Source organism: Arcticibacter tournemirensis, assembly GCF_006716645.1.
Lineage (GTDB): Bacteria > Bacteroidota > Bacteroidia > Sphingobacteriales > Sphingobacteriaceae > Arcticibacter > Arcticibacter tournemirensis.
The window spans coordinates 3,357,715-3,382,209 of record NZ_VFPL01000001.1; the positions used below are offsets into that span (position 1 = coordinate 3,357,715).

The following is a 24,495-nucleotide window of genomic DNA, read 5'->3' on the forward strand; positions in this document are numbered from 1 at the left end:
GAACGGTTGTGTTTTTTTATTAATTAATACCCTTAACGATATCACAAGTTATTTACTTGCTTCGGCGATCAATTTCTTGTTTAAAGCTACGTAATCAGGATTCTTCTGAGTTTCTGCCTTTTTCATTGAACTCGTGGCAGAGGCGATCGCTCCTTTTTTGTCACCTTTCTTCAGCTGGATCTTGGCTTTTAGGTGTTCAATGTAATAGGCATCCGGCTGTGCTTTAACGGCTTCGTTCGCCCAATTGAGCGCCTTATCAAGATCAAGTCCTTTTTCATAGTACCAGCTTGCAGCCTGGAAGTAAGGTTTCTTTTCGCCTTTCATGGCAGTCTCTATTGAAGTCAGGATCTTATCGTCGATATCGGCTTTAACGTCAAATCCAACAATTACATTGGCCCACAGCAACTGTACTTCGATCGAGTTAGCTGTCTGACTACCAAAAAGAATGGTAAAGTTCTCGATGTTAAAAGGCAATTCTTGAGGAACAGCTGTAAATCTCAGCAGATCATCAGCTGGCGAATAGCCACTCGCACCCCAGAGTGTGAGCTTCTTGCTGAGGATAAATGTCCATTGATCTTTACCGGGAATGGTGTATAGAGCGTATTCGCCCGCAGGAACTGCTTTCCCGTTCACGGTAACGTCTTCTCCAAACTTAATTTTTGTAGGCGAGTTGGCCCCTGTCCTCCAAACCTCTCCATAAGGAACAAGATCACCGAAGATAGTCCTTCCTTTCATTGCCGGCCGGGAGTACGTAACCGAGATACTGGATAATGCAAAATCCTGATTAATGATTTGTGTAGGACTCGCTGCAGGAGTTTTTACCCCTTGTGCAAAGCCTGGCGTCGCAAAGACCAGGGCAACACATGCACATGCTAAAATTTTTCTAAGATGTTTCATTAAGCAAAGTTAAACTGTTACGCGACTTTTGGAATAGCCAGAAGATTATTCATTTTAAAGGAGGGGAGTTAAGGATATTTTCAATTTTTTTATCTTTACATTAACAACTAATCTTATGACAATTAAACACCTACTCTTCCACCTCAAAAAAATAAGTCTCAGCCCCAGGGTTAATACAGAATGTGGGTATAAAGGTCACAAATCAATACAATGAACAACAACAACAATACAAGAGTTTACAAAATGTCCTTCGCTAGCGTTTATCCGCTTTATATCCAAAAAGCTGAGAAAAAAGGACGTACAAAAGAAGAAGTGGACCAAATCATCTTCTGGCTGACAGGGTATGACGCACAAAGTTTACAACATCATATTGATAATAAAACAGATTTCGAGACCTTCTTCGCCCAGGCACCTCGAATCAATCCAAATGCTTCCAAAATTACCGGTGTAATTTGCGGTTACCGGGTAGAAGAGATCGAAGATGAACTGATACAAAAGGTCAGGTACCTGGATAAGCTGATTGACGAACTGGCCAAAGGAAAAGCAATGGGTAAAATTTTACGAACTAGCTGATTATATTTGCAATAATTCGATAAATAAAACATGGGAAAAATATTGTTTCTGACTCTGTTATTGATCGGAGCAACTTATTGCTCCGCACAAACCACGATCACTCCTGCTGCTCCGGGAGTAAGTTACGGGAATGGTGTAGAGAAAGGTGAAAGTATTGGGCTTGCCACCCTCACCAAAAAACTAAACAGCGACTCAGTCTATACAGGCCGTATTTCCGGAAAGGTGATAGAAGTTTGCAAGAAGAAAGGATGCTTTATGAAAATAAGTGACGGGAACGGAGACCCCGTTCTGGTCCGTTTCACAGGCTACAGCTTTTTTATGCCGCAGAACATCGTAGGTAACGAAGTAATAGTGGAAGGAAAAGCTAAAGTAAAAGAAACTTCTGTTAAACAGCTGCGCCATTGGGCTGAAGATGCGGGTAAAAGTAAAGAGGAGATAGAAAAGATCAATACACCGAAGAAAGACGTTGAAATAATGGCCGACGGTGTGTTGGTAAATAAGGGATAATGCCGGTTATAAAAGAGGCCGCCTCGCATGGAGGCGGCCCAAACAATAATCAATCAACAATATTATTATTGATCCTGGTACCCTGGATTTTGGGTTAGTTCGGGGTTACGTTGTAGTTCATCCAAAGAGATTGGCCATACAAGATCCGTTTCCTTAAATACGGCACCTGAACCGTTGGCTGCTCCAACTAAGTTTTGATAGGTTACGGCGCCCTTGGTAGTTGCAGAGATGACAGGGAACTTTCCGGTACGCAGACAATCATCCCACATCTTAAATTCAAGAGGAAGTTCGCGTAGTCGTTCCGTCCAAACTTCTTCTACAAAAGCATTTAGTGATAAAACTTGCAACTCTGTAGTAAACTGCGCTGCTGTTTTCCCGGAAGTACTGGCCCGCGCCTTGATTCGTGCTAAATACCCGGCGGCCTCAGCAGTCACAGAGTTAGCCGACCTTGCTGTAGCTTCAGCTGCAATAAGAAGCGCCTCCGCATAGCGATAGAAGTTCCAGTCTTTAGTACCTCTTCCGCTAGTAAGCAAAGCTTCCTCATCAAAATAATACCAGACGCCAGCAACGTTTGAAGTCCATTTTTTACCGTTATTGGGGTTAGTATATTCCCAATGATAGAACTGGTTCGGCTTAATACGTAAGTCATCCGGAGTATAGACATTGAGGAAGCGGTCGGTAGGTCCGAACACTCGCTCGAAAATTGAGTATGTAGTAAACACTGAAGTAGCAGAAGAGCTGAAGGCGTAAGTTGGCCACCAGCTGCTGTTGCTGATGCTCGCGTCATATTCGTACGCGTAAATTACTTCAGGAAGATCATCGGTTTTGCGCAACTTATTGTATGCGCTGTTCATCGCTAGATCATCGTTTGAAGTTAGACTGTGGGGAGAGTTAACTACTATTTTTGCGTATGTAGCTGCATCAGCGAATTTACCTTGTTGAAGGTAAACGTTAGCTAAAGCCATAGCTGCTGCAAATTTTGTTATACGGTGCCCGTTAGACGCAAAAACTGAGGCCGGAAGAACATCCACAGCCTCTTTCAGGTCAGCCTCAATCAAAGCGTAAACTTGCGGCACTTCAGTACGTGCCAGATATATATTTTCAAGACTTTCATAGGGTTCTGTAGGGAGAGGAATAGCACCGAATGTTTTCACGAGATAGAAATAATTAAATGCCCGGAAAAACTTTGCTTCGCCAACGAGGCGTTTCTGCAGATTAGCGTCATTCATCGCGATGCCGGGAATATGCTTAATGGCTCCATTGGCAACATTAATTGCGCGGTAGCTATCATTCCAGATTCCATTCATGGTATTAGAAACTATTCGGGTATTCTGCTGACGCGTAAGTTGCCTGGCGTACAAGGTGACTAACTCCTGGCCTTCGTATGAGTTGGTGAAGTACCCGGTTAACATCGTATTAATAGAAGCGGAAGGGCCAATATAGGCGCTACCAGCCGAAGCATAAGTGACCGGAGTTCCTAACCGATAGAGAGTATTTACGTTTTCTATTGCCTGCGCCTCATTTTGGTAATATACTCCAGAGGTTACTCCTGATCGTGGTTCCTCATCCAAAAAATCCTTGCAGGAATTCAATCCAACCATACTTCCGAGAAGTACAGCAATTGCAATATATTTAGTTTTCATACAACGTCTCTTATTAATTATAAAGTTAAATTGACACCGAGTGTGAATGTCTTTGCCCGGGGATAGGAGAAAAATGTAACATTCTGACCAAATCTATATCCCTCGCCCGACGTGATTTGAGAAGTACTTTCGGGATCGTAACCTTTAAAGTCTTTCGAAGTGATCAGCCAGGGGTTATTGGCACTAGCATAGACACGCAGTGCTGAAATCCCCATTCTTTTCGTCAGGCTGGGCTGAAAAGTATATCCCAATTGCAATACATTCACGCGGAGATAGGAACCATCGACAATCCATTGAGAATCTACATTTGTATCCTGGCCGGCGTGACCGCTATTAGTCAGGTAAATAGCTTGCTGCATGGTATTAGGATTCGATCCGTTATATGCGTCAGTTAAAATCTCCTTTAAGCCATTGGTAATGCCAAAGCGATCGTAGGTAGAGTGAAAGAACTGCTGCATGGTCTCAACGCCATAAACGAATTGCAGATCAAGGGTAAAATCAAAGTTCCCGTAATTCAGGGTATTGATGAAGCTTCCCGTCCAATCAGGAACGCCTTTACCCAAGATTTCCTGCTTGGCTGAACGGTTAGGCCGACCGATTTTATCCATGGTGATATCACCACGTTCATAATCTTCAACCGTATATATTCCATTGCGTTTGTATCCATAGAAGCTATTAAGGTTCTCTCCTACCCGAATGATACCATTAGGTCCGCCTACCCAGCCGAGCACTGTGATGTCTTCGTTATTCTCACCAAGTTTCAGAACTTCGTTCTTATTAAAATTAGCATTCAGACTGGTATTCCAGGTGAAGTTGGTTGACTTTACCGGACTGGCAGTGATCATTAAGTCGACACCCTGATTCCTTACAGAACCTATGTTCCTCATTACTGAAGAAAAACCGGTAGTATTCGGTAGCGGTGCATCCAGCAATAAGTCTGTGGTTTTACGGTTATAATAAGACACGTCGAAGTTCAGACGGCTATCAAATAAACCTAACTCCACACCAACATCATAGGTGGCGGTCCTCTCCCACTTTAAATCATCATTCGGCATAGTACCGATGTACGAATACGGAGCTCGTGAGCCGTTCAACAAATATGTCCCAGAAGTAACGTTAGCTAATTTTTTATAGGGATCGATTTCCGAGTTGCCAGTAATCCCATAACTGGTATGTAGCTTCAGGTTGCTAATAATAGTGTTATTCTTTAAGAAATCTTCATTGGATACGTTCCAGGCAAGTCCCACAGAAGGAAAGAATGCATATTCATTGTTAGCACCAAACTTTGACGAACCATCATAGCGGCCGGTTACCGTAGCCGAATACCGGTCGTTATAAGTGTAGGCCGCGCGGAGGAAATACGAATTCATTCCCCACCTGTTATAGCTTGAATACGGCGAGGAAGGTGTACTTCCCACTCCCATATTGTACCACTCGAAGAAATCATTACTAAAGCCCTCAGTTCTGCCCCCATCATAGTTATAAGTACGTTCCTGCCATGACAAACCCGCCATTGTGTTTATGCGATGTTTATCAAAGGTTTTGTTATACGTAAGATATGTTTCCTCCTGCCAGTATAATACATCCGTATGGTTGATTTCCGCCCATCCATTTGGCATAGATATATTATTTAGGGTAATGGAAGAATATCCTTTATAGGCCTTTTTATGATTATCAACACCAAATTGTGTTTTCAGGTCGAGGCCATCTGCTAAATGGAATGTTAACGCTGCATTTCCGAAGATTTGTGTATTATAACGCATGCGTTTCTGCAGGTCCAGAATAGCAGCAGGATTGGACATCCCCTCAAAACCTAAAACGTTAGAAACAGTTGAAGATGCGGACGAGGTATATTTCCCATCAGGTTGGCGAAGTGGCAACCACGGCAGCATTTCAATCATGGTACGCCTGGCATCCTGACCTCCTCCATCTTCCGGAGTATAGCGACCCCAGGTGTGATTAGCCGTCAGGTTCACACTAGCTGACAACCAATCTTTTACCTTGGTGTCATAAGCGAGCTTACCGTTGATCCTTTTATTGTTGGTATTTAATACAATTCCTTGCTGATCTGAGTAATTAAGAAATGTACCCATTGACGAGTTTTCATCACCTTGCTGAATATTCAACTGGTGGTTTTGAGAAGTAGCCGTTCTTGTAGCCTCCTTTTGCCAGTTAGTATTATATAGAGGATTACCATTGGAATCGAAGTAATTGGGATCATTGAACCATGTCTTTTTATCCAGCGACCAATTCTTGCCCTGCCACTTATTTTCGTTTTCCAAACCGATCATGAAGGCGTCGACCCACTCCTGCCCGCTAAGCACGTCCATATAATGCTGCGCGGAGCTAGAACCGAGAGAGCCTTGGTAGCTGATGGTCCGGCGCCCATCCTTATTGCCTCTTTTTGTTGTTACAAGAATCACCCCATTAGCACCACGGGCCCCATAAATTGCTGCAGACGAGGCGTCTTTAAGTACTTCAATCCGCTCAATATCGTTGGGATTTAATAAATGGAAATCTTCCATTACAACGCCATCAACCACATAGAGCGGATTTGATGAAGAGTTAATGGTGGCTGTACCACGGATGATAACGCGGTTGGCATACGCACCTGGCTGACTAGAGTTGGAGAAAATGTTAACACCGGCAGCCTTGCCTCTGAGGTTATCCAGGGGACTAAAGTTCTGTGCTTTAACCATATCGGAACCCTTGGCAATGGCAATAGATCCAGTGACGTCCGATTTCCGCATGGTACCATATCCCACCACAACAACTTCTTCTAATTTGGTATTCGATTTATCCATTCTGATCTCAATCGTATTTCTTCCATTTAAAGGAACCCGCTGACTTTCATATCCGATATAGGAAACTATCAGAACAGCATTCAGGTTAGGAACTTCGATTGAAAAGGCCCCGTTTACATCGGTACTGGTTCCTTTACCATTTGCTACCCCAAGTGTTACTCCAGGCAGCGTTTCGCCGGTTGAGGCGTCCTTGACCGTCCCCGTTACCTTTTGCACCTGTGGAGAAGCTGCGGGTTTATCTGCTTTTACCTCTACCTTTTTTGTTATAAAAATGATGTTGTTTTGAACTTTGTACTGAAGCGGCTGTCCTTCGAAACAGAGATCCAGTACTTTCATAATATCCAGATTTTTAGCCTGAACAGTAATTTGGAGATTCCGGAGATGCTGACCCCGTACCGGGCATACTGACCCCCTAATTTGGCTTTGGCCCTTAGATTCTGAAGGCCTGACAATTTTACCTTTTTTTTCTTAGACTTTCACCTTTAAGTTCAATTCGGTAAGCGGTATGTACCAACCGGTCGAGTATGGCATCAGCAATCGTCTCTTCACCGATCACATCATACCAGCTTGCCACCGGCAGCTGGCTGGCGATGATAGTAGATTTGCGACTGTGCCTGTCTTCTATGATTTCCATCAGGTCCATTCGTTGCTGCTGTTCCAGGTGAGTGAGTCCGAAGTCGTCCAGAATAAGCAGTTCCGTGCGTGAAAGCTTTTCCATAAACTTATAGATACTTCCGTCAATGCGGCTCATCTTCGTGCGCAGCAGTAACTTCTGCAGGTTATAATAAGCCACTTTATATCCCTGTGCACAAGCCTGGTGCCCCAGGGCAGAAGCCAGAAAGCTTTTACCGGCACCTGAGGCCCCGCTGATCAGAACGGCATCTCCACTGGAGAGATAAGTTCCCATGGCAAGGTCCGTAATCAGTGAACGGTCAATCCCCCTGGAGGCATCCATGTTCAGTTCTTCCACAGAAGCCCGGTAGCGGAAGCCAGCATTTTTAAGCAGACGGTCAAAGCGTTTTCCGCTGCGCTGTTCCTGCTCGGCCTGCAGCAGCAGTTGAAGGCCCTCTGAGAGGTTCAGTTCGTGATGGCGGCGGGTTTCCATCAGTACCTGCCAGCTGCGGCACATTCCATGCAGGCGCAGCTCTTTGAGTTGTGTTTCGATTTGCATATTAAAAGTGAATAGTGGATTGTATATAGTATTCTTTTCCTCTGATATTGTTATGGGCAGGAAGCGGCTGTTCAATGGCCTCCTCCTGCAGGTAGAGCGTCATATTGTTTTCCAGTATTTTCTGGATGGCCTTATAGGAGCAAATGCGGTGCTGCAGGGCAATACGGCAAACACGGGCGAACTTTTCAGGATCGGTGTTCCGGTATAAACGAAACAGGCCATCACAGGTACGGTACAACTGCTCGGGATACCGGTCCTGCTGAAAAATGATCTCAAGGAGGCGGTAGAGGTCTTCCGACTTATAACGGGCCCGCTCCAGATAATATTCCGGACTGCGGTTCAGCCAGGCCTGATTAGCCGAACTCAGGTGTTCCTTTACCGAAGTATATCCCCCGCTGTAGCTTCTGATATGGACAGCCACCTGTTTCCCTTCAGCATAGATAGAGACCATACTGCGGGTATAGATCACCTTTACTTTGGAACCGATCAGGGCATAGGGCACACTGTAAAAGTGCTTCTGAACACTGACATGTCCGTTGCTGGCGATCTTGGGCTCACAATAGTGTTTCAGTTCAAAGTCCTGCCGGGGGAGCTCAGATAGTAACGGCTTTTCAGCGGCCAGGAAGCGTTCTTCCCTGCAGTAGTCCTTCCGCTGCATGCGGGTCTGGTTATGTTCCCGCACTTTTTCCCTGATGGCCTGATTTAGAGAAGCCAGATCGAAGAACTGCCGGTTGCGCAGCCGGGCATACACTCTGGTATAGAGCAGCTTTACCTGGTTCTCAACCAGACTTTTATCGCGGGGACGGCCCGGTCTTGCAGGCACGACCGACATCTGATAATGATTGGCAAAGTCTTCCAGGCTCTGGTTGACCTCCGGCTCATACCGGTTTGCCTTGACGATAGCAGACTTAAGGTTGTCGGGTACCAGTACCCGGGGCACCCCGCCCAATTCCTTCAGGCAGCAGGAAAGGGCATACAGAAAGTCGCCGATTCGCTGAGAGGGTACAGCCATAGCAAAGGCATAATCAGAAAAAGGAAGGCAGGCTACAAACAACTGGCAACTGATGATCTCCCCGGTCTGGCGGTCTGTATAACTGATCTGTTTGCCGGCGAAGTCGACAAACAGCTTATCGGCAGGTTCATGGCTTAATACAGATGTGGGTTTACGGGCAACAAGCTGCTGATGAAGATGAAAGCAGAACTGAGAGTAGGCGTACCCCTGGGGAAAGCCCCGGATATATTCATCCCACAACAGCTTTCTGGTAACCCCCGTTTTTTTAAGCTCTTTGGAGAGATGTTCCAGCTTTCCTTTAAAATGAATATAACGGGGATCTTTGTAAGCAGGGTTACCGGAATGGAAACGGGTTTCCAGAACAGGATCCTCCAACTGAAGCAGTTCCTGCGGGTCCAGGGCAGCAGACTGAAGCTTGGCAAGGTAAGACTTCACCGTGTTCTTGCTGATGTTCAGCGTTCGTGCGATGGCCTTAATCGAATAGCCCTGGGTGTGTAAGCGTAATAGTTGTTTTATCTGACTCATGGGTCTTGGTTTTCCGGCCATCAGCGATCTTCTTTTTTAATAAATTGGATCACTAAGTATAACCAAAACCAAAGTTAGAGGGGTCAATATGCTCCGGTAAAGCCTTCCCTTTAATCATATCAAGGGGGTCAACATGCTCCGGTACGCATTGCGCCTATCTCCTAGAGGGGGTCAGCATCCGCCGGAATGGCAGGCGATTCTGTTGAATTAAGCCGCATTCCTATGCGCTATTCTAACCGCTTTTGAGGGGTCAACATGCTCCGGAATATCCAGTAATTGGTTTAGCTTCCTTTAATGTTACATTGTTATACAAAAAGTCAAACTTTGTTTGCTTCTTTATTTGTGCGATCACCTCTGATATAGGGGCATTCGTAACCGTTAAAGATATTTTTTGCGCAAAACCTTCCGCCCTTATCTGAGAAAAGGCGGTAACAAGCAAAATAAAGGTCAATTTCATTATTAGAAAAAGATTTGAACGCGCACAGGAACCTCTCCTGAAAGGGAGTTCAGTAAATTTTTTATACATTTGAGTGTTAGGTTAAAATTTAAATTTATTGTTAGCTTCAATCTATTTAATGAATTACCTGGCTCAGCTTTGCTGACGAACCAAGGGAGATTCGACCATCCCTTGGTTTAGGTATTTAGTCTTTGTATCTTCTTTAAGATTCCTCCTTTCTTAAGTTGATTCGTAAATTGGTTAATTTGATTACAATATTCTTTCTCTATTGTTTATTAAATATCCAATAAGTTTATAATACTGTCTTTTTGAGATATTAATTCGATACAACTATCGTCCTTCCTTCTACTTTAAAATCAACATTTCCTAATATTTTGAGAACTTTTAAAATGTCATCTAAGTCTGAAGAACGGGAAAATGTGCCGCCGAACTTTTCTTCTTTGTTAATACTTTGATAGTCGATATTTACATCATACCACCGGCCTATCACTTTCATTATACTGGTTATATCTTGATTGTCGAATATAAAATATCCGTTTTTCCAGGAGATGATATTCTCGGTGTTGACATTTCTTACATCAATTGCTCCGTCGCCGCTAAAAACCGTAGATTGCTGGCCCGGTGATAGTATACGTGAATTTCCAGACGATGTATTACTCGTCTTTATACTACCCTCCATTAAAGTAGTGCTGATAATCGGTTCGTCTTTATAACCATTGATATTAAAATGGGTGCCCAACACAGTTACTTCTTGTTTTCCGGTTTTTACGATAAACGGCCGGTTTTTATCTTTTGCTACCTCGAAGTAGGCTTCTCCGTCTAGCTGTATCCTGCGTTCTTTGCTCCCATGGAAATTTACAGGATACACCAATTTCGAAGCGGCATTCAACCAAACGGAAGTCCCATCGGGCAAGCGTACCTGATACTGCCCTCCCCTGGGTGTTTCTATGGTGTTGTACTGCGATGAGCCTGAACCAGCAGAAGAGTTTTCAGTGGTATAGATGATCTGTCCGTCTGCTGTTTTTATAATTTTTATACCTGCCTGGGCAGCGATACTTCCATTGGCTGCATCAGTAAGCGATATTTTCTTTCCGTTACTTAATGTTAAAAATGCCTTATTTCCACCGGGATGAACAACTGTAGGCTTAACGGCCAAACTTTGTGTACTATCTTTCCGGTTGAATAAAAGATAACCAGCACTCATAACGATTAATATAGTGGCAGCAATTGAAACCGGCCACCATAACCTCAACGTTCTTTGACGTAAAGACGATACGCCGGGTGAAGACAAACGAGATTCGACCGCTTCATACATACGGTTTACTTCTGAACTTGTTAAGTTGCTTTGCCTATCAGAAGCAAGGACGTGTTCCACGTCCTCTTCAATTGCAGAGTCCCACTCGGCCTGGCGAGTACCGCTTTCTATATGCGAAAACACCTCATCTAGCTCCTCGCGACTGCATTGCCCGTTGATGTATTTTAGAAAAAGGTCCTTAATTTTATAGTCCACTTCCGGCTTTTTATGACTTATACAATCGGCAGGAGATTTACATATACGATCAATGTAAAAAAAGATTATATAATTTATAAAACTCTGACTGTTAGTCTAATAAATTTGAGAGAAATACTAGAAGAGCCAGTGCCGCGTTTTTAAATGTGATATACTCCCGGATAGATCTTAGCGCTTTCACCATCTGACTGTTAACAGTGCCTTCAGTGATGGCCAATTCAGCAGCGACCTGCTTATAAGAAAGGCCCTGCATTTTACAACGAATGAAAACTTCTTTGCACTGTGGTGGCAATTTGGAGATTGCTTCAGTTAACATAACATTGCTTTCTGAGTATTCAACCTGCAATTCGGTAGTATTTTCACTGGGATCGACGTATTTTCTGATTTCGTTAAGGATACCTGATTCGTGCTGCAAGCGCTTTAATAGGTTAAGTAAATGCCGCTTGGCTATGGTGTAGAGATAAGTCCTAAATGGCAGCTCGGGGTCAATTAGTACACGGGTTTCCCATATCTTAATAAAAACATCCTGAACAACATCTTCAGCTAACTGACGCGATTTCGCTGTGCGCAAGATAAAATAGTGTAGTTTTTTTACGTGGATATCATATAATGACCTTAATGCGCCTTCATGCCCTTCGTGAAGAAGGAAAATAAGTTCTTTTTCAGAAAGTTCACTATACTTAACGGTAGCTATATCCATATTCAATGGAATCAATATTTTATAGGTAACTCAGACTCCGAAAGATATCTTTCAAAAGCCGGGACATAAAAGCATTTTTTTTATTGATAACCGGGCATTAAAATGCGTCAAACAAATACATCCTGCATACCAAAGATAATGATAGAATATCTGAAATAAAAGTGCAAGTTATATATGCTAAAACGTTACAGAAGGGCTCAACAGCCGTTATTGTAAATTGCTGTCAATAGTTACTCCTTTCTTTCTTCTCTTACATTATTTCCATCTTCAACTCCCTGGTTTTGCGAGTGTTTTATTTTGCTGATATTTGATTAATAATACTTATCATATGCGTAATTTTCTCTTAGCCCTTTCCTTTTTATTATATCATACCCTATGCATTGGCCAGATTGCTGGCAGCTGGATAAAAACAAGAGTGGTGTTCAGTAACAACACAGAGCTTCCTGAAGACATGGAATTGAAATATAGTTACGCCCGGTATACCTTTGAAAGAGACGGTAATTTGTATATCTCGATGAAATATGATTCAAAAGGAACCGCGGTAAAGTATGTCACCGATAACAATGTTCTGACAACCAGTTTAAAGGAAACTGGTATGCCCCTTAATTGTTATAAAATCGAAGAGTATAATGACAGTTCACTGGTTTTGCTGCAATCCGGAAGAAGCGGTTTTGACGGCAATGATTGTCTTCGTTTATTTCTGACTTCGGAAAAGAAATACACGTCTTCATTTACAGCAACGATGAATGACATCTTTTCCATTAAAGGTCCCGACACGATTTTTGTAGCCAATGACAGGCTATTCCCCCGATATAAAGGAAAAGGAGAGCTTTTTGATGTACTCAAATCGGGTATGCCGGAGCAACAATCTGCCGACATGCGCTTTCTTGCCACTTATGTAGTCGATAAAAACGGTCTCGCCGACAGTCTTCATATTATAGAAGGTATCAGCAAGGATTTCGATCGTATAATCTTGAAGAACTTTAACAAAATCAGGAAAAACTGGACGCCTGCCCTCTACAAGGGACGGCCGGTTGCTGTATTGATGACACAGGAATACAGGTACTTTTCCTCTGAAACAATGCTGCCTGTTTTTGATTTCGGAAAAAAAGGAAAGGATGCTATACATGAAGGAGATTATGGGAAAGCTCTTTATTATTTTGATCTAGCTATTAAAAAGTATCCGGATAATGTCGAACTTCTGTACCAAAGAGCAGTTTGCCGGGGGTACCTTGGTAATAATGATGCTGCCTGCGCCGATCTTGAGAAAATAAAGGAGCTGGGAAGCAATCTAGGAAAGGAATTGCAGGGAAGGTTCTGTAAATAAGGGTCTCTTTACGATTAACAACAACGATCAAGTCTGGATGTTGTAAGCCGGGACCTGGAAATATTCACGAGTGATATATATGAAACCATTCATTACATTCTTTTGCTTGACAGTCCTTGCATTAACTTCGTATAGAGAAAAAGCAGGAGCGAAAACTATCATTATGAAAACAACCGACAGTCTAACTTTCAAAAGCGGCTATTCTGAAGTGAATGGTCTTAAGATGTACTACGAAATTTATGGATATGGAAAACCGCTTGTCTTAATTCATGGCGGTGGCTCTACAATCCAAACAAGTTTTGGAAGAGTGATTCCTCTGCTTGCCAAAAGCAGACAAGTAATCGCGGTAGAGCTGCAGGCACACGGGCGGACAAGCGACAGAAACGCAGATCTCTCATTTGAACAAGATGCCGATGATGTAGCAGCGCTTTTGAAAAATCTCAATATTGATAAAGCCGATTTTTTCGGTTTCAGTAATGGCGGGACAACTACGCTGCAGATCGCCATTCGTCATCCAGAAATAACAGGCAAGATTATTCTAGGTTCCGCTCTTTCCAAAAGGAACGGAGTTCCGTCAGCTTTTTGGAATTTCATGAAACAAGCCAGCTTGGATCAAATGCCCGGACAGCTGAAATTAGCCTATATAGAGGTTGCACCGGACACAAATGGCTTGCAAATAATGCACGACAGGGACGCAAAGAGAATGGTAAATTTCACAGATATACCCGATGAGAAAATAAAATCAATTAAAGCCCCCGCCTTAATTATTATAGGCGACAAAGACGTCATTACTCCTGAACACGCTATTGAAATGCACAGAATGATTGGCGGTTCACAGTTAGCCATCATCCCCGGTGTACATGGTGAATACATAGGAGAAATAACAACGCTAAAACAAGAGTTTAAGGAAGCTGACTTGGTAGTGGGCATGATTGAAAAATTTCTTGATTAATAACGAACTGATAACAGGATATTGACAACAGTCTAACCAAGAAGTAACCCGGAAGCCATCACCACCGGAACTGCTTCGACACAGCACCTGATCACCTTGCTGAAACGGCGATCGCTTCATGAAGGAAATAGGGTTCCATGCAATTGCATCGACGTATCGATAGGCATGTTGGTTAGATAAGGGTTAGATAGAAGTAAAAGAACGAAGGCGCTTGAATCACGTGCCTCCGTTCTTATGCAATTAGTTCATTACCATTCTGGATTTTGCACCAGTGTTGGGCAGCGCTGTAACTCAGTATACATAATCGGGAATAAATAATGCTTGGTTGAGAACACTCTTTCTTCTACGCAAAATCTTTCCATTTTATACTTAACCCCACCTATAATAATCTTCCCGTTATCAGACTGAACGGGTCTCATTCCATTGATCATCCGCTGACATTTGGGATAAGCTCCGTTGTTACTTTTCCAGTAAATTTGAGATCTTTCAGTATTTGTTGATCCTGAAGCTTTCCATAGGGTTTCTTTAGCAAGTTCAGTTGTACTGCTGGGCTCAAGATACAGTCTGCTTTGCCAAGGCCTTTTGTCCTCGTAAAAGAACTCAACCCTGCGTTCCCGTTTTATGTAATCCCTCATAACAGCAGCATCAACTTTGGCAGATGGAGGCATTGGGACCATAAAAGAGCGGGCCCTAACCCTGTTTATCATGTCGTATATCTCTTGATTTGGGCCACTAATTTCATTTACTGCTTCACAATAGATATATATAAATTCAGGCAGCCGCCAAACAGGAGGACAATTAATATCAAAGCTACCGCTCTTATTGTAAGCCTCTTTCTGAAATTTGCGTAAGTAGTATCCTGTGGTAGTTGCGTTTGTGGCGCCTATCTTGTCGGAACCAGTAGCTGTATTGACTGTCTTTTTATTATTGCTGTTGTCTCTATATGGCGCACCGTGATAAATTATGTCCCGATAGAAACGAGGGTCGCGCCTCTGATAGGGTATGTAACACCGAAACCAGAGTCGTGTCTAATCCGAAAGCCAGTCTATCTCAATCCTCCATGCTAAAACTACAAAAATTCCGGAAAAGATACGGTTCTTATGCTGCACTGAATATCGGAGATATAGAAATTCCCTCAGGTATCTTTTGGATCCAGGGAAGCAATGGCTCCGGAAAAAGCACTTTTTTGAAAGCTCTAGCCGGCGTACTTGCCTTCGATGGAGATATATTGTTAGACGGCGTCTTAAGTATTAAAAAACAGCCAGTTAGATATAGGTCGACCGTGAATTTTGCCGAGGCTGAACCTCTGTTTCCTGAATTTCTGACCGGTACAGAGATGGTTAGGCTTTTTATTGAGGCTAAGGGAGGCTCCCCTGATCAAACCGACCGCTATGTTGAAAACATTGGAATGGCACCACATATTCATCGGTCGATAGGCAGCTTTTCCAGCGGAATGGTTAAAAAACTGTCGCTCATCCTCGCTTTTATTGGTAAACCGCAACTCATTCTGCTTGATGAGCCGCTTATAACACTTGATGCACTTTCTCTGGATGTTTTGTATTCCTGGATACAGGAAGCAAATCGCGATCATGGTGTTTCGTTTTTGCTTTCATCTCACCAGTCGTTAAATACGGACTTTGTAAAAGATGCCTCTGAAATTGTGGTCGAAAACAAAACCTTAAACCTGCTAAATGATCCTCTCGTCAACAAGTAATATACTCATTAAGTTGTTTGCCAAAGATTTCCTCAAGTCGAATTCAGGATTCCTTGTGTTTCTTTTTGGCTCCTTAGCGAGCTATCTTTTTTTCATTAACACAGTGGGAGATGTAAACCTGATCACTCCTGAGGAGCTGACCTTTTATCACTTTATATTTGTCATGACTTTCATAAGCAGTCCTGTGATGACGCTAATAATTGCCATGCTACTTATTATTTATTCCGTTAAAAGCTGGTCGTATATCTGCAAGTCAATCACTACTGAACGGAATGTTTTTTTGTTATACAGTATTACTTCTTTAAGCCGACAAAAACAGTTTAAAAACTGGTTTCTTGTGCAGTTTGTAGTTTATCTGCCCGTATTGGCGTACTGTACTTTTGCTCTAACCTTCGGCGTTATTTTCGGACACATTCTCCTGCCCTTTCTAATGTTAATCTTCCTTTTGCTTATGACTACCTTCAGCGCCTGGATTTACATGGGCAGGATGGCTTTGATGCAGGAGTGTAAAGAAGTTTCAGAGTTTATCTACCCTTTATTGTCCCTGGGTAAAAGCCAGAGATATCTATCTCTTTATTATGTGGCACATCGGCAGAAAGCAGCATTGATGATTGTAAAGGGGCTGTCGTTGATACTCGTATTGTTTATTGGTGAAGCTTTTCAGAATGTAACAGAGGGATCAAAGATCGCCGCTTTTTTTATGCTGAGCATTGCTATCTCACACTCCTATCTCTTAATCAGGCAACATCAATTTCTGGAAGAGTATTTTAGTTTGGACCGCAATCTTCCTCAACCCAGGTTCCAGCGATTTCTATGGTTTGTCTTTGAGTGGTTGCTGTTGGTCATCCCTGAAATTGTTTGGCTCTTTTACAGCTTCGATGGCATAGTCGCCGGCGAATCGTTATTATTGTCCATTGGGCTTGCCCTGTTGTTAAGATGCATTTTATACCTCGGCAAAATACCTATAAAGCGTTATTATCAAATGGTGTTTATCCTCTATTTTGTTTTCCTGATCCTGATTCTCTACGAACAGACGTTGCCGCTAGCAGTTCTTGCCGGCACCGGGGCTTTCGTAATTTTTTATAAAAAATATTACAATGGAAACGGATACAGTCTTTAATGAAATTTCATATAAAGCACCGACTTTGTCTTAATCTTCCTCATAGACGACCGATAGCGGAAGCCTTGCCTTTTAAAATTATGTCCTGCGCCTTTTCCAGTAATTCATCCTTACCCTCTTTTATGCCTTTTATGGTTGGTTTAAGGAAATAGTCAATCTTAACCCCCTTACGTTGTGCATTGGTTCCATCCGGATAAAAAACACCAAGGCCGGAAATGTTCGTTGTAATGCCGCCTGGCAGATTAATGTTGGAGATGTTACCATCAGCGCCGGCCGTGGTGCTTCCGATTACGGTAACGTTTGGACTGCTTTGAAAAGCCATCGTTACATATTCTGCATTACTCTGGGTATAAGCATTTACAAGAACAACAACTCTTTCTTTGTAGTTATCACTGCTTTTCTCGCCGTTTTCTATAGAATCCGTATAAACAAACAATCCCGGATGGTCAGCGAATCCCCTCGTAAATTTTGCAAAAGCTGAGGTAAATGGCTTAATGTAGTTGCCGAGGGTATGTATCATTTCATCGGTTGGGTAGCAACGAAGATCCACGACAAGACCTTTTGTATTTTTAAACTCTTTCCTGATGTCTTTTAAGTGACCACTTTTAAACTTTGCGGCGAACAGGTAACCGATACTGTCGGATAACACAAAACGGGCGGGAGCTTCCGGCTTTGGATTCCAGTCCTTTCTCCAGAAATCGAGCTGGGAATTTTTTACTCCGCTAATACTTAAATTAAAAGGCTTACCATCTCTTGATAGCCGAAAAATAAAATGCTTCTTATCACTTCTCAATAAATAGGAGCCCGGCATATCTCTTAATTTCGTATCATAATTTGATGCTGGAACATAGGGTATATACTTCCTGACAAGGTCCTGCACCTTTTCTCCGTTAATAGATAATATTATGTCACCAATTCTGAATTTTGATTTTACCTCCTTTGAGTCGCTGTAATAATCCGTTATTACCAGTTTATTTTCAATGAACTTCGCTTGGAAGGGCACCCTATAGTCGCCCTGAAATTTACTTAATGCCTTAAAATCTCCTAACGCGGCATGTCCATCATGAATGGAGGCTATCATCTTAGTCATTGCTTTAGCATACTCTGTTGCATTGCGGGCATAAATAAAACCTGGAAGATACTGATGTAGCATGCTATTCCATCTTTCCGTGATCAGATGACGACTTGGAAAAAAATATTGGATAATATTCCAATACCTGTAAAGTGCTAAAAGACGATAGCCTGCATCGGGATAAAGCATATCGGCGTATAACTTTTCATGGCGGAATTCCGGATTCCCGACCTGCTCATTAATGGTGACATAGTAATTATATGTCGTATTACGGTTAGCAAGTATGTATTGTAGTTTTTGGAGCAATCCAGAACTGAACACAGGGTTATTGAAGATATTTCCATAATCTGGGGCGATTGCAATATTCTGTTCATTGGTAATCGGCTTACAATCTGTACAGGCTGCGGGTTGCCCAAGCTTATCGAGCCATGCTTCGAATAAAGCTGATGCTTCGTTGTTGTTTTTACATTTTAACAAGTGAGGCAATAATCTTATCAGCTCTGCATCCCAATTGTAATCGCCTTTCGCGACAGCGGGATGGTGGTACTTTAAAAATCCCCATAGTTGCCCTACTAAATTCAAATACTCCGTATTTTTTCTAGTTAAAATAATAGTATCAATACCAGAACCCCTTGAAAAAGCGGTGTCAAGTTCACCTGGGAAAAAAGGAGTTTGTTTTACATGTGCCTCGTCAATTGGTTTCTCATCAAGGTAAAGTCGCAAACTGTCTATCCAGACTTTACCTTTCCCAACCAAGAGGGCACCGGCATTTATACTTACCGCCTCATATTCATTGTAAGGTAACTCAATATAGTATTCCTTCCAATCATTAGTCCCCTTAATACCGTCATCCTCCATATTCTCATAGGCAAGTACTTTATTTTCAAGGCCGTTAACGCATAACCACAACCCGGCAAATCCATCGTTTACATCTTCGGTTTTAACTGAGCCTACCAACATAAGATGCTTGCCATGAAAAGAGTGATTTATAATATGCTTGATGGTTCCGTAGATATCTTTTCCTTCCTGAGCTGTTATAGAAACGGAATATTTTCCTTGCCGCTTAATCACACTGTCTAAGCCAACATTATAAGTATGTTCTTTACCAAGATAGAAAGTCCATCCACCGGGCCTCCCGCTATCTTTATCAATAATCTCCAGATTGCCATTGAAATTGACCTGAGCGGGCAGAATAAGCCATCTTGCCACTAATAGAGCCGTTAACAGTATCCGTTTAAGCATAACAACTAGGTTAATAATGAACAAATTAGGGATTTATTCATACACGACTATACAATTAACATAGTTTAACGATTGAAAATATAAAACTGCATGCATTTATTCCATTAGCAGAATAAATCTACATAGAAATAATCTACGAACGAATGAGCGAGTAACTTCAGTCTTCTAGTCCTTTCCCTGCAAGAATTTTAGGAATGTATTTTTCAATCCGCGATTCCTTTGTTTTCGACTGTTTTGCTTGTGAGAAATGAAATAGATAGGCTCTTTGCCTTCCTGGTGTTAAGGCGTTAAAAGCGTTCTTCAAATCAGTATTCTGGTCTAGTCTTGTTTTAAATTCGGCAGGTACAGTATAATCTGATGTTTTTTTTAAAGTTAACTTCCTTCCGGACTTTTCGATTTCAATTGCTTCTTTGATGTAGGATTTAATAGTGGACGTTTGTTGTTTTATCTCACTGACATCTGTAAACCGGATTTGACGGGCTGATTGAACATTTTCTGTTTGCTGGATTAAGATGCCATCGGGGTCTTCGAGTAGTGCCCCTTTATGAAACAGTAAGGCACAGTATTCTTTAAAGCCGTGGATCAAAACGACGTTTTTACCATGGAAGGTGTAGCAAGGATGCATCCATTTATAATCTTCAGCTAGTTCACTATCAAGAACAATGGCTCTCAACATTATCATTTCCTCTTTCCACTTTGTGGCATTATTTAAAAACAGGTCGACTTTAGCATTCATTTTTAACCAACTTTATTTGATCGAAAGATTTTTTGTTCTCAGGTCTGAAATACCAGGATACTACAGTAAGTGCAACAAAAACTAGCGGAGCTATAAATTCTGCAAAGCTATCCTTAATGATAATATGTGAGATTACTGCGCCTGTCATTGCAAAGAAAAAGCCGGCATACGCCCATTCCTTCAGCAATGCGAATTTAGGCATTAGTATAGCCACCACACCCATCACCTTCCATATCCCAAGTATGGTCATAAAATATACCGGGTACCCCAGATGTAAGATACCCTCTACGCTTTCTTTGACCCTTAAGATCTGCGCCACTCCCCCTGAAAACATTCCCAGGGCAAGAGGAATGGTCGACATCCAATAGATAAATTTATTACGCTTGTTCACTGCTTGTTATTTTAGTCTCTTTACGATTTCCTGTAAGCGGTTGTGAGCCATATTTAAACCTTGAGCAAATGGCATTTGAAGTAACTGGTTTCTGAATTCAACCGACTTGAAAACAATTTGCATCGTTAACCTGCTGGTATCGTCGGTTAATTTCTCAAATTCAAAAAATTCTAATTGAACAGGAAACGGACTATTTTCCATCTCGAAAGTCCGCGTAATTTTTTCATTCGGAATAAATTCGAGTACCACTCCATTCGCACCGAATACGACCTTTCCGTCATAAGAGGTTTCAAATTGCCAGCTTCCATGCTTCTTGTTTTCAAGCTTCAGCACTTTTGTCCCCATCCATTGTTCTACAATATCTGCATCTTCATAGGCTTTAAAAAGCAGCTCCAAAGGCAAATCAAATTCCCTCGTAATAATAAGTTCCTGTTTACCCTCTTCGGCCCTGATATTCGTTTTCTGTTCCATCTATTTGTTTTTATAGTTTTTCATTATTGATTCTAATTTGTTAAACCGGTCATCCCACATCCTTCTAAATGGTTCTATGAAGTCGGCTATCTCTTTCATCTTTTTCGCGTTAACATGGTAGTAAATCTCCCTTCCGCTTTGCTCGGGTCTGAGTAATTCGCATTCTGTAAGTATTTGAAGATGCTTTGATACTGTCGGCCTTGCCGTGTCAAAATTTGAGGCAATTGCCCCTGCAGTCATTGACTGAGTTGCTACCAGCATCAATATTGCCCGCCTTGTAGGATCGGCAATTGCCTGAAATACGTCTCTCCTTAAATTCATCATGAAGTCATTTGACTACAAATATATATGTAGTTATTTAACTACGCAAATTTCAAAGAGAATTTTGAGAAGGAATATTTGTTGAGTAAAATGGGGCACTTCGCATCCGCTTTTCAAATGCTTCTGAGTGGGAAGGCACCATTTAGCGACCATACTTTGTCTTCCTTCCCTGCTCTTCGAGAAAATATGGGAGAAGCAGGTGAACGAGCGGCAACCTGCACCGAATCGAGACAAACTGCATTGTGACAAGGTACCGACTGCGGTCTTAAAAAAGCGAGAGCTGGAGACTTAGCTTTTCAGGACGATGAGCTAAGTCGGGATCTTTGAAATTGGAAAGAGATATCCCCAGTAGGCGGGTTGGTTTTCCTTCTGGAGAGGTTGATATTAAAAGCTGGCGGGCAGTTTGAACAATGGTTTCCAGATCAGACACCGGCTGAGGATAAGACTGACTGCGGGTAATCTGCTTAAAATCGCTGTATTTTATTTTAAGTGTAATGGTTCGGCCTTTTAAATCATTTTTCTGCAGACGTTTATGCACGAGCCCGGCGATTCGGGTAAGCTCATCGTCCATTTCCTCCTGCGTAAGCAGATCGCGCGCAAAAGTATCTTCAGCCGCAAGCGATTTAGTTTCACGGTATGACTGTACGGCCCTTTCGTCTATGCCTCTGACGATTCTATAATAAAAACGGCCTGTTTTTCCAAAGTTTCGAATGAGCTCATCTTCTGTAAGCTTCTTAAGATCAGCACCGGTATGCAGCCCCATTCCCTTCATCTTTGAAGCTGTCACTTTTCCCACTCCATGGAATTTTTCAACCGGCAGGGTTTCCATGAAGGCCTCTATTGACGATGGTCCAATAAACTTCAGACCGTCAGGTTTATTAATATCCGAAGCTATTTTAGCAACAAACTTATTGACGGATACACCGGCAGAAGCCGTTAACTGCAGTTCGTCCTTTATCGCTTGCTTTATTTGTTTTGCGATCTCTAATGCCGAACCAATGTTCAATTTATCACTAGTAACATCCAGGTACGCTTCATCCAGCGATAAGGGTTCAATCAGGTCGGTATACCTGCTGAATATTTCGCGTATTTTCCGGGAAACATCTTTATAAACTTCAAATCTGGGGCGTACAAATAATGCATGGGGACAAAGTTGCAAAGCCTGCTTACTGGGCATAGCCGATCGTATACCAAATTTGCGCGCTTCATAACTGGCAGTAGCGACGACACCTCCCCTGCCTTGCGGCAAACCACCAACAACTAAAGGCTTTTCGCGATATTCCGGATTATCGCGTTGTTCTACCGATGCATAAAACGCATCCATATCTACATGAATGATCTTGCGGAGGCGTGGAACTATGGCGGCGTTGTCATTCTGTTTATTCATCATGAGATCGGCATGTTTCGTATAATCTCCAGAAAAGTTATTAACAAAGATAGCAAAATACTAATGTTTTTAGCATAGTATTACCTTTATTTGATTAGCTTTACTTATGGTAAATAAACAGGAGAACCCGTATAGACTATTTGACCAGGAAATCCTTCAGTTTTGGAAGGATGATGGGGTAAAGTATATAAAGCTGGTTGAGTTACAGACTAACCTTCGAACCAGGTTTTTTGAACTGATTCCTGATTCTGAGATTCCCGATTCTGATGAAACGATTTATTCCATCGACTCTGACGATATTACGGAATTACTGGAAGATGGAGGCAATATCAAGTTTTTAGTACATGAAATCTACCTTGGGGAAGCGTAATACGCGTTATATCGCCCTTGTATATTTAACCAGATTATTAGCCATACCATTAAAAACAAAGAAATGAAATGGTGATACGAGATACCAATATAATCTACCCGAAAGGCCGCTGGGACGAAACGTCGCTGTTTGCTGAAGGTATTTATCCCCTTCTTTCTCTATGATACGAAACTCGAGCCAGGCCTCTCCCGGAAGTTTCATCTCTGCGTAAAGCAATAGCCGCTTTTCCGGCCGGTCTGCTGCAAGCACCCTCCAGAAGTCGAGCGTATCCCCGTTATAAATGGTATGCATATTTGTCCTTCCGCGACGTAGACCCACTCCGCCACAAATTTTATCCATAAAACCTCTTAGCCCCCATAGCCAATCAGCATAATACCAACCTCTTTTTCCCCCTATAGACCATATATTATTGAGCACCTGCTCCTCGTTCGCACTAATAAGCTTCAGTCTTCGGTCAACAAAACACCCGTCCGATGGGATATCGATGTGTTTAAACAGGGAGCTGTCGGCATAACTTGAGATGAACGAATCCTTCCAGCTTGAAACAACATCGTTCTGCTCGATTTTCTGAAAAGCTAACTGAACAGCCTTTCGGTAAGACAAGGGGACAATACCCAGCATTTCCCGTAGATTGTTAGGGGTTGCCACCACTTCTGTTTTCATGCTGTTCACAAGGTTTACGGCCAGCTTATAGGAAGTAGAGGTAACAAAGTAAAGCCAGTAAGAAGAAATCCGCGGTGTCATAACCGGAACAGTCAGGATAAATCTTTTCAATCCCCGCACTTCTGCATACTGCAATAGCATTTCTTTATACGACAGAACATCAGCGCCTCCTACGTCATATGACTTGCCAAGAGTTTCGGACCTGAGTAACACACCCGTAAGATACTCAAGAACATTTCTCACAGCAATTGGATGCGTTCGCGTATTTACCCATCTGGGTGTGATCATAAAGGGAAGTTTTTCTACCAGATCACGAATTATTTCGAACGAAGCGCTTCCTGAACCAACTATTATACCAGCTTTTATTGCTGTAAGAGGGACAGTGCCCGAAGCAAGAATTTCTTCGACCTTCTTTCTTGAAGCAAGATGCCTGGAAAGTATGGTGTGGTTGGCAATACCTCCAAGATAGATGATCTGTTTTGCCGACGTTTTCGAAACCAGTGAAAGGAAATTAGTGGCGGATATTTCTTCCATTATTTCGAAATCTTTTATGCCTGCACTCATCGAATGAATGAGATAATAAGCACAATCGATATCGTGAACAGGTGAAACGTCTGTAATCTCCTTCAGAAAGTCAGCCTCGAAAAGTGACACCCCTTGATGGTTGTATATTCCTTCCGAGGGGATACGTCTTTTATCTCTCACACAACATACTACTTCATGTCCTTGTTCCAGGAGCAGAGGAAGAAGTCTTTTCCCTATATATCCGGATGCACCTGTTAATAGAATTTTCATTTTGAGAATAATTGCCGGTAATTAAGTCGCTTTGTAGCTCACCTTATCAGACCGGTGTATACATAGAATAGTGTATAAAGGTTGCACCCATAATAGTTAAGAAACCCAGGAAAAGTATGAAATAAGGCTATCGTA

Annotated in this window: 22 protein-coding genes; 7 read left to right on the forward strand and 15 right to left on the reverse strand. The window is 42.3% G+C overall.

The window, feature by feature from the left end:
• Positions 1-48 precede the first annotated feature (48 nt).
• On the reverse strand, positions 49-897 hold the full coding sequence (locus tag BDE36_RS14145; RefSeq protein ID WP_141815392.1) for a DUF2911 domain-containing protein: 849 nt from the start codon (positions 895-897) through the stop codon (positions 49-51).
• Positions 898-1,107: 210 nt separating this feature from the next.
• On the opposite strand from BDE36_RS14145, the gene BDE36_RS14150 reads away from it, so the two are divergent.
• Together BDE36_RS14150 and BDE36_RS14155 are read left to right on the forward strand one after the other, a co-directional pair.
• Complete coding sequence (locus BDE36_RS14150) at positions 1,108-1,470, forward strand: DUF2200 domain-containing protein (protein ID WP_141815393.1); 363 nt, start codon at positions 1,108-1,110, stop codon at positions 1,468-1,470.
• Positions 1,471-1,500: 30 nt separating this feature from the next.
• On the forward strand, positions 1,501-1,977 hold the full coding sequence (locus BDE36_RS14155; RefSeq protein WP_141815394.1) for a DUF4920 domain-containing protein: 477 nt from the start codon (positions 1,501-1,503) through the stop codon (positions 1,975-1,977).
• Positions 1,978-2,042: 65 nt separating this feature from the next.
• Here BDE36_RS14155 and BDE36_RS14160 read toward each other — a convergent pair whose 3' ends face one another.
• The 6 genes from BDE36_RS14160 to BDE36_RS14185 form a co-directional block, all read right to left on the reverse strand.
• Positions 2,043-3,620 (reverse strand): RagB/SusD family nutrient uptake outer membrane protein, encoded by a 1,578-nt coding sequence (locus BDE36_RS14160; RefSeq protein WP_141815395.1) that lies wholly within the window; start codon positions 3,618-3,620, stop codon positions 2,043-2,045.
• A gap of 17 nt (positions 3,621-3,637) precedes the next feature.
• Positions 3,638-6,760: a SusC/RagA family TonB-linked outer membrane protein gene (locus tag BDE36_RS14165; RefSeq protein WP_141815396.1), complete on the reverse strand. Its 3,123-nt coding sequence runs from the start codon at positions 6,758-6,760 to the stop codon at positions 3,638-3,640.
• A 118-nt stretch (positions 6,761-6,878) separates the two neighbouring features.
• Positions 6,879-7,595 (reverse strand): IS21-like element helper ATPase IstB, encoded by a 717-nt coding sequence (gene istB, locus BDE36_RS14170; RefSeq protein ID WP_141815397.1) that lies wholly within the window; start codon positions 7,593-7,595, stop codon positions 6,879-6,881.
• 1 nt (position 7,596) lies between these two features.
• On the reverse strand, positions 7,597-9,153 hold the full coding sequence (istA, locus tag BDE36_RS14175; RefSeq protein ID WP_141815398.1) for an IS21 family transposase: 1,557 nt from the start codon (positions 9,151-9,153) through the stop codon (positions 7,597-7,599).
• 752 nt (positions 9,154-9,905) lie between these two features.
• Complete coding sequence (locus tag BDE36_RS14180; protein ID WP_128767487.1) at positions 9,906-11,099, reverse strand: FecR family protein; 1,194 nt, start codon at positions 11,097-11,099, stop codon at positions 9,906-9,908.
• Positions 11,100-11,190: 91 nt separating this feature from the next.
• Complete coding sequence (locus BDE36_RS14185; RefSeq protein WP_141815399.1) at positions 11,191-11,799, reverse strand: RNA polymerase sigma factor; 609 nt, start codon at positions 11,797-11,799, stop codon at positions 11,191-11,193.
• A 328-nt stretch (positions 11,800-12,127) separates the two neighbouring features.
• On the opposite strand from BDE36_RS14185, the gene BDE36_RS14190 reads away from it, so the two are divergent.
• A complete protein-coding gene (locus BDE36_RS14190) occupies positions 12,128-13,126 on the forward strand; it encodes a hypothetical protein (RefSeq protein WP_141815400.1) in 999 nt (332 codons plus the stop codon).
• Between the two features lie 79 nt (positions 13,127-13,205).
• Positions 13,206-14,078, forward strand: coding sequence for an alpha/beta fold hydrolase (locus BDE36_RS14195; protein WP_235904492.1), 873 nt, complete (start codon positions 13,206-13,208; stop codon positions 14,076-14,078).
• A 248-nt stretch (positions 14,079-14,326) separates the two neighbouring features.
• Here the strand turns inward: BDE36_RS14195 and BDE36_RS14200 are convergent, their stop codons facing one another.
• Complete coding sequence (locus BDE36_RS14200; protein ID WP_141815401.1) at positions 14,327-15,082, reverse strand: RagB/SusD family nutrient uptake outer membrane protein; 756 nt, start codon at positions 15,080-15,082, stop codon at positions 14,327-14,329.
• Between the two features lie 56 nt (positions 15,083-15,138).
• Between BDE36_RS14200 and BDE36_RS14205 the strand changes: the two genes are divergently transcribed.
• Positions 15,139-15,792, forward strand: a complete 654-nt coding sequence (locus tag BDE36_RS14205) for an ABC transporter ATP-binding protein (protein ID WP_141815402.1) — start codon at positions 15,139-15,141, stop codon at positions 15,790-15,792.
• Positions 15,770-16,912, forward strand: coding sequence for a hypothetical protein (locus tag BDE36_RS14210; protein ID WP_141815403.1), 1,143 nt, complete (start codon positions 15,770-15,772; stop codon positions 16,910-16,912). Before BDE36_RS14205 ends, BDE36_RS14210 begins: the two co-directional genes overlap by 23 nt.
• A 40-nt stretch (positions 16,913-16,952) precedes the next feature.
• Here BDE36_RS14210 and BDE36_RS14215 read toward each other — a convergent pair whose 3' ends face one another.
• The 6 genes from BDE36_RS14215 to dinB form a co-directional block, all read right to left on the reverse strand.
• The gene (locus BDE36_RS14215) at positions 16,953-19,226 is read right to left on the reverse strand and encodes a S41 family peptidase (protein ID WP_141815404.1); all 2,274 of its coding nucleotides are present in this window, start codon (positions 19,224-19,226) and stop codon (positions 16,953-16,955) included.
• Positions 19,227-19,383: 157 nt separating this feature from the next.
• Entirely contained in the window at positions 19,384-19,962 is a 579-nt protein-coding gene (locus tag BDE36_RS14220) for a YdeI/OmpD-associated family protein (RefSeq protein WP_141815405.1), read from the reverse strand.
• A complete protein-coding gene (locus BDE36_RS14225; RefSeq protein ID WP_141815406.1) occupies positions 19,952-20,353 on the reverse strand; it encodes a DoxX family protein in 402 nt (133 codons plus the stop codon). The genes BDE36_RS14220 and BDE36_RS14225 overlap by 11 nt, the downstream gene beginning before the upstream one ends.
• 6 nt (positions 20,354-20,359) lie before the next feature.
• Entirely contained in the window at positions 20,360-20,824 is a 465-nt protein-coding gene (locus BDE36_RS14230) for an SRPBCC family protein (RefSeq protein ID WP_141815407.1), read from the reverse strand.
• Positions 20,825-21,145 carry an ArsR/SmtB family transcription factor gene (locus BDE36_RS14235; protein WP_141816593.1) on the reverse strand — a complete coding sequence of 107 codons (321 nt, stop codon included), beginning with the start codon at positions 21,143-21,145 and terminating at the stop codon, positions 20,825-20,827.
• Positions 21,146-21,410: 265 nt separating this feature from the next.
• Positions 21,411-22,532, reverse strand: coding sequence for a DNA polymerase IV (dinB, locus tag BDE36_RS14240; RefSeq protein WP_141816594.1), 1,122 nt, complete (start codon positions 22,530-22,532; stop codon positions 21,411-21,413).
• A gap of 106 nt (positions 22,533-22,638) precedes the next feature.
• Here dinB and BDE36_RS14245 point away from each other — a divergent pair, with 106 nt between their 5' ends.
• Positions 22,639-22,902, forward strand: a complete 264-nt coding sequence (locus tag BDE36_RS14245; protein ID WP_141815408.1) for a hypothetical protein — start codon at positions 22,639-22,641, stop codon at positions 22,900-22,902.
• A gap of 6 nt (positions 22,903-22,908) precedes the next feature.
• Here BDE36_RS14245 and BDE36_RS14250 read toward each other — a convergent pair whose 3' ends face one another.
• On the reverse strand, positions 22,909-24,360 hold the full coding sequence (locus BDE36_RS14250) for an SDR family oxidoreductase (RefSeq protein WP_141815409.1): 1,452 nt from the start codon (positions 24,358-24,360) through the stop codon (positions 22,909-22,911).
• Positions 24,361-24,495 lie beyond the last annotated feature (135 nt).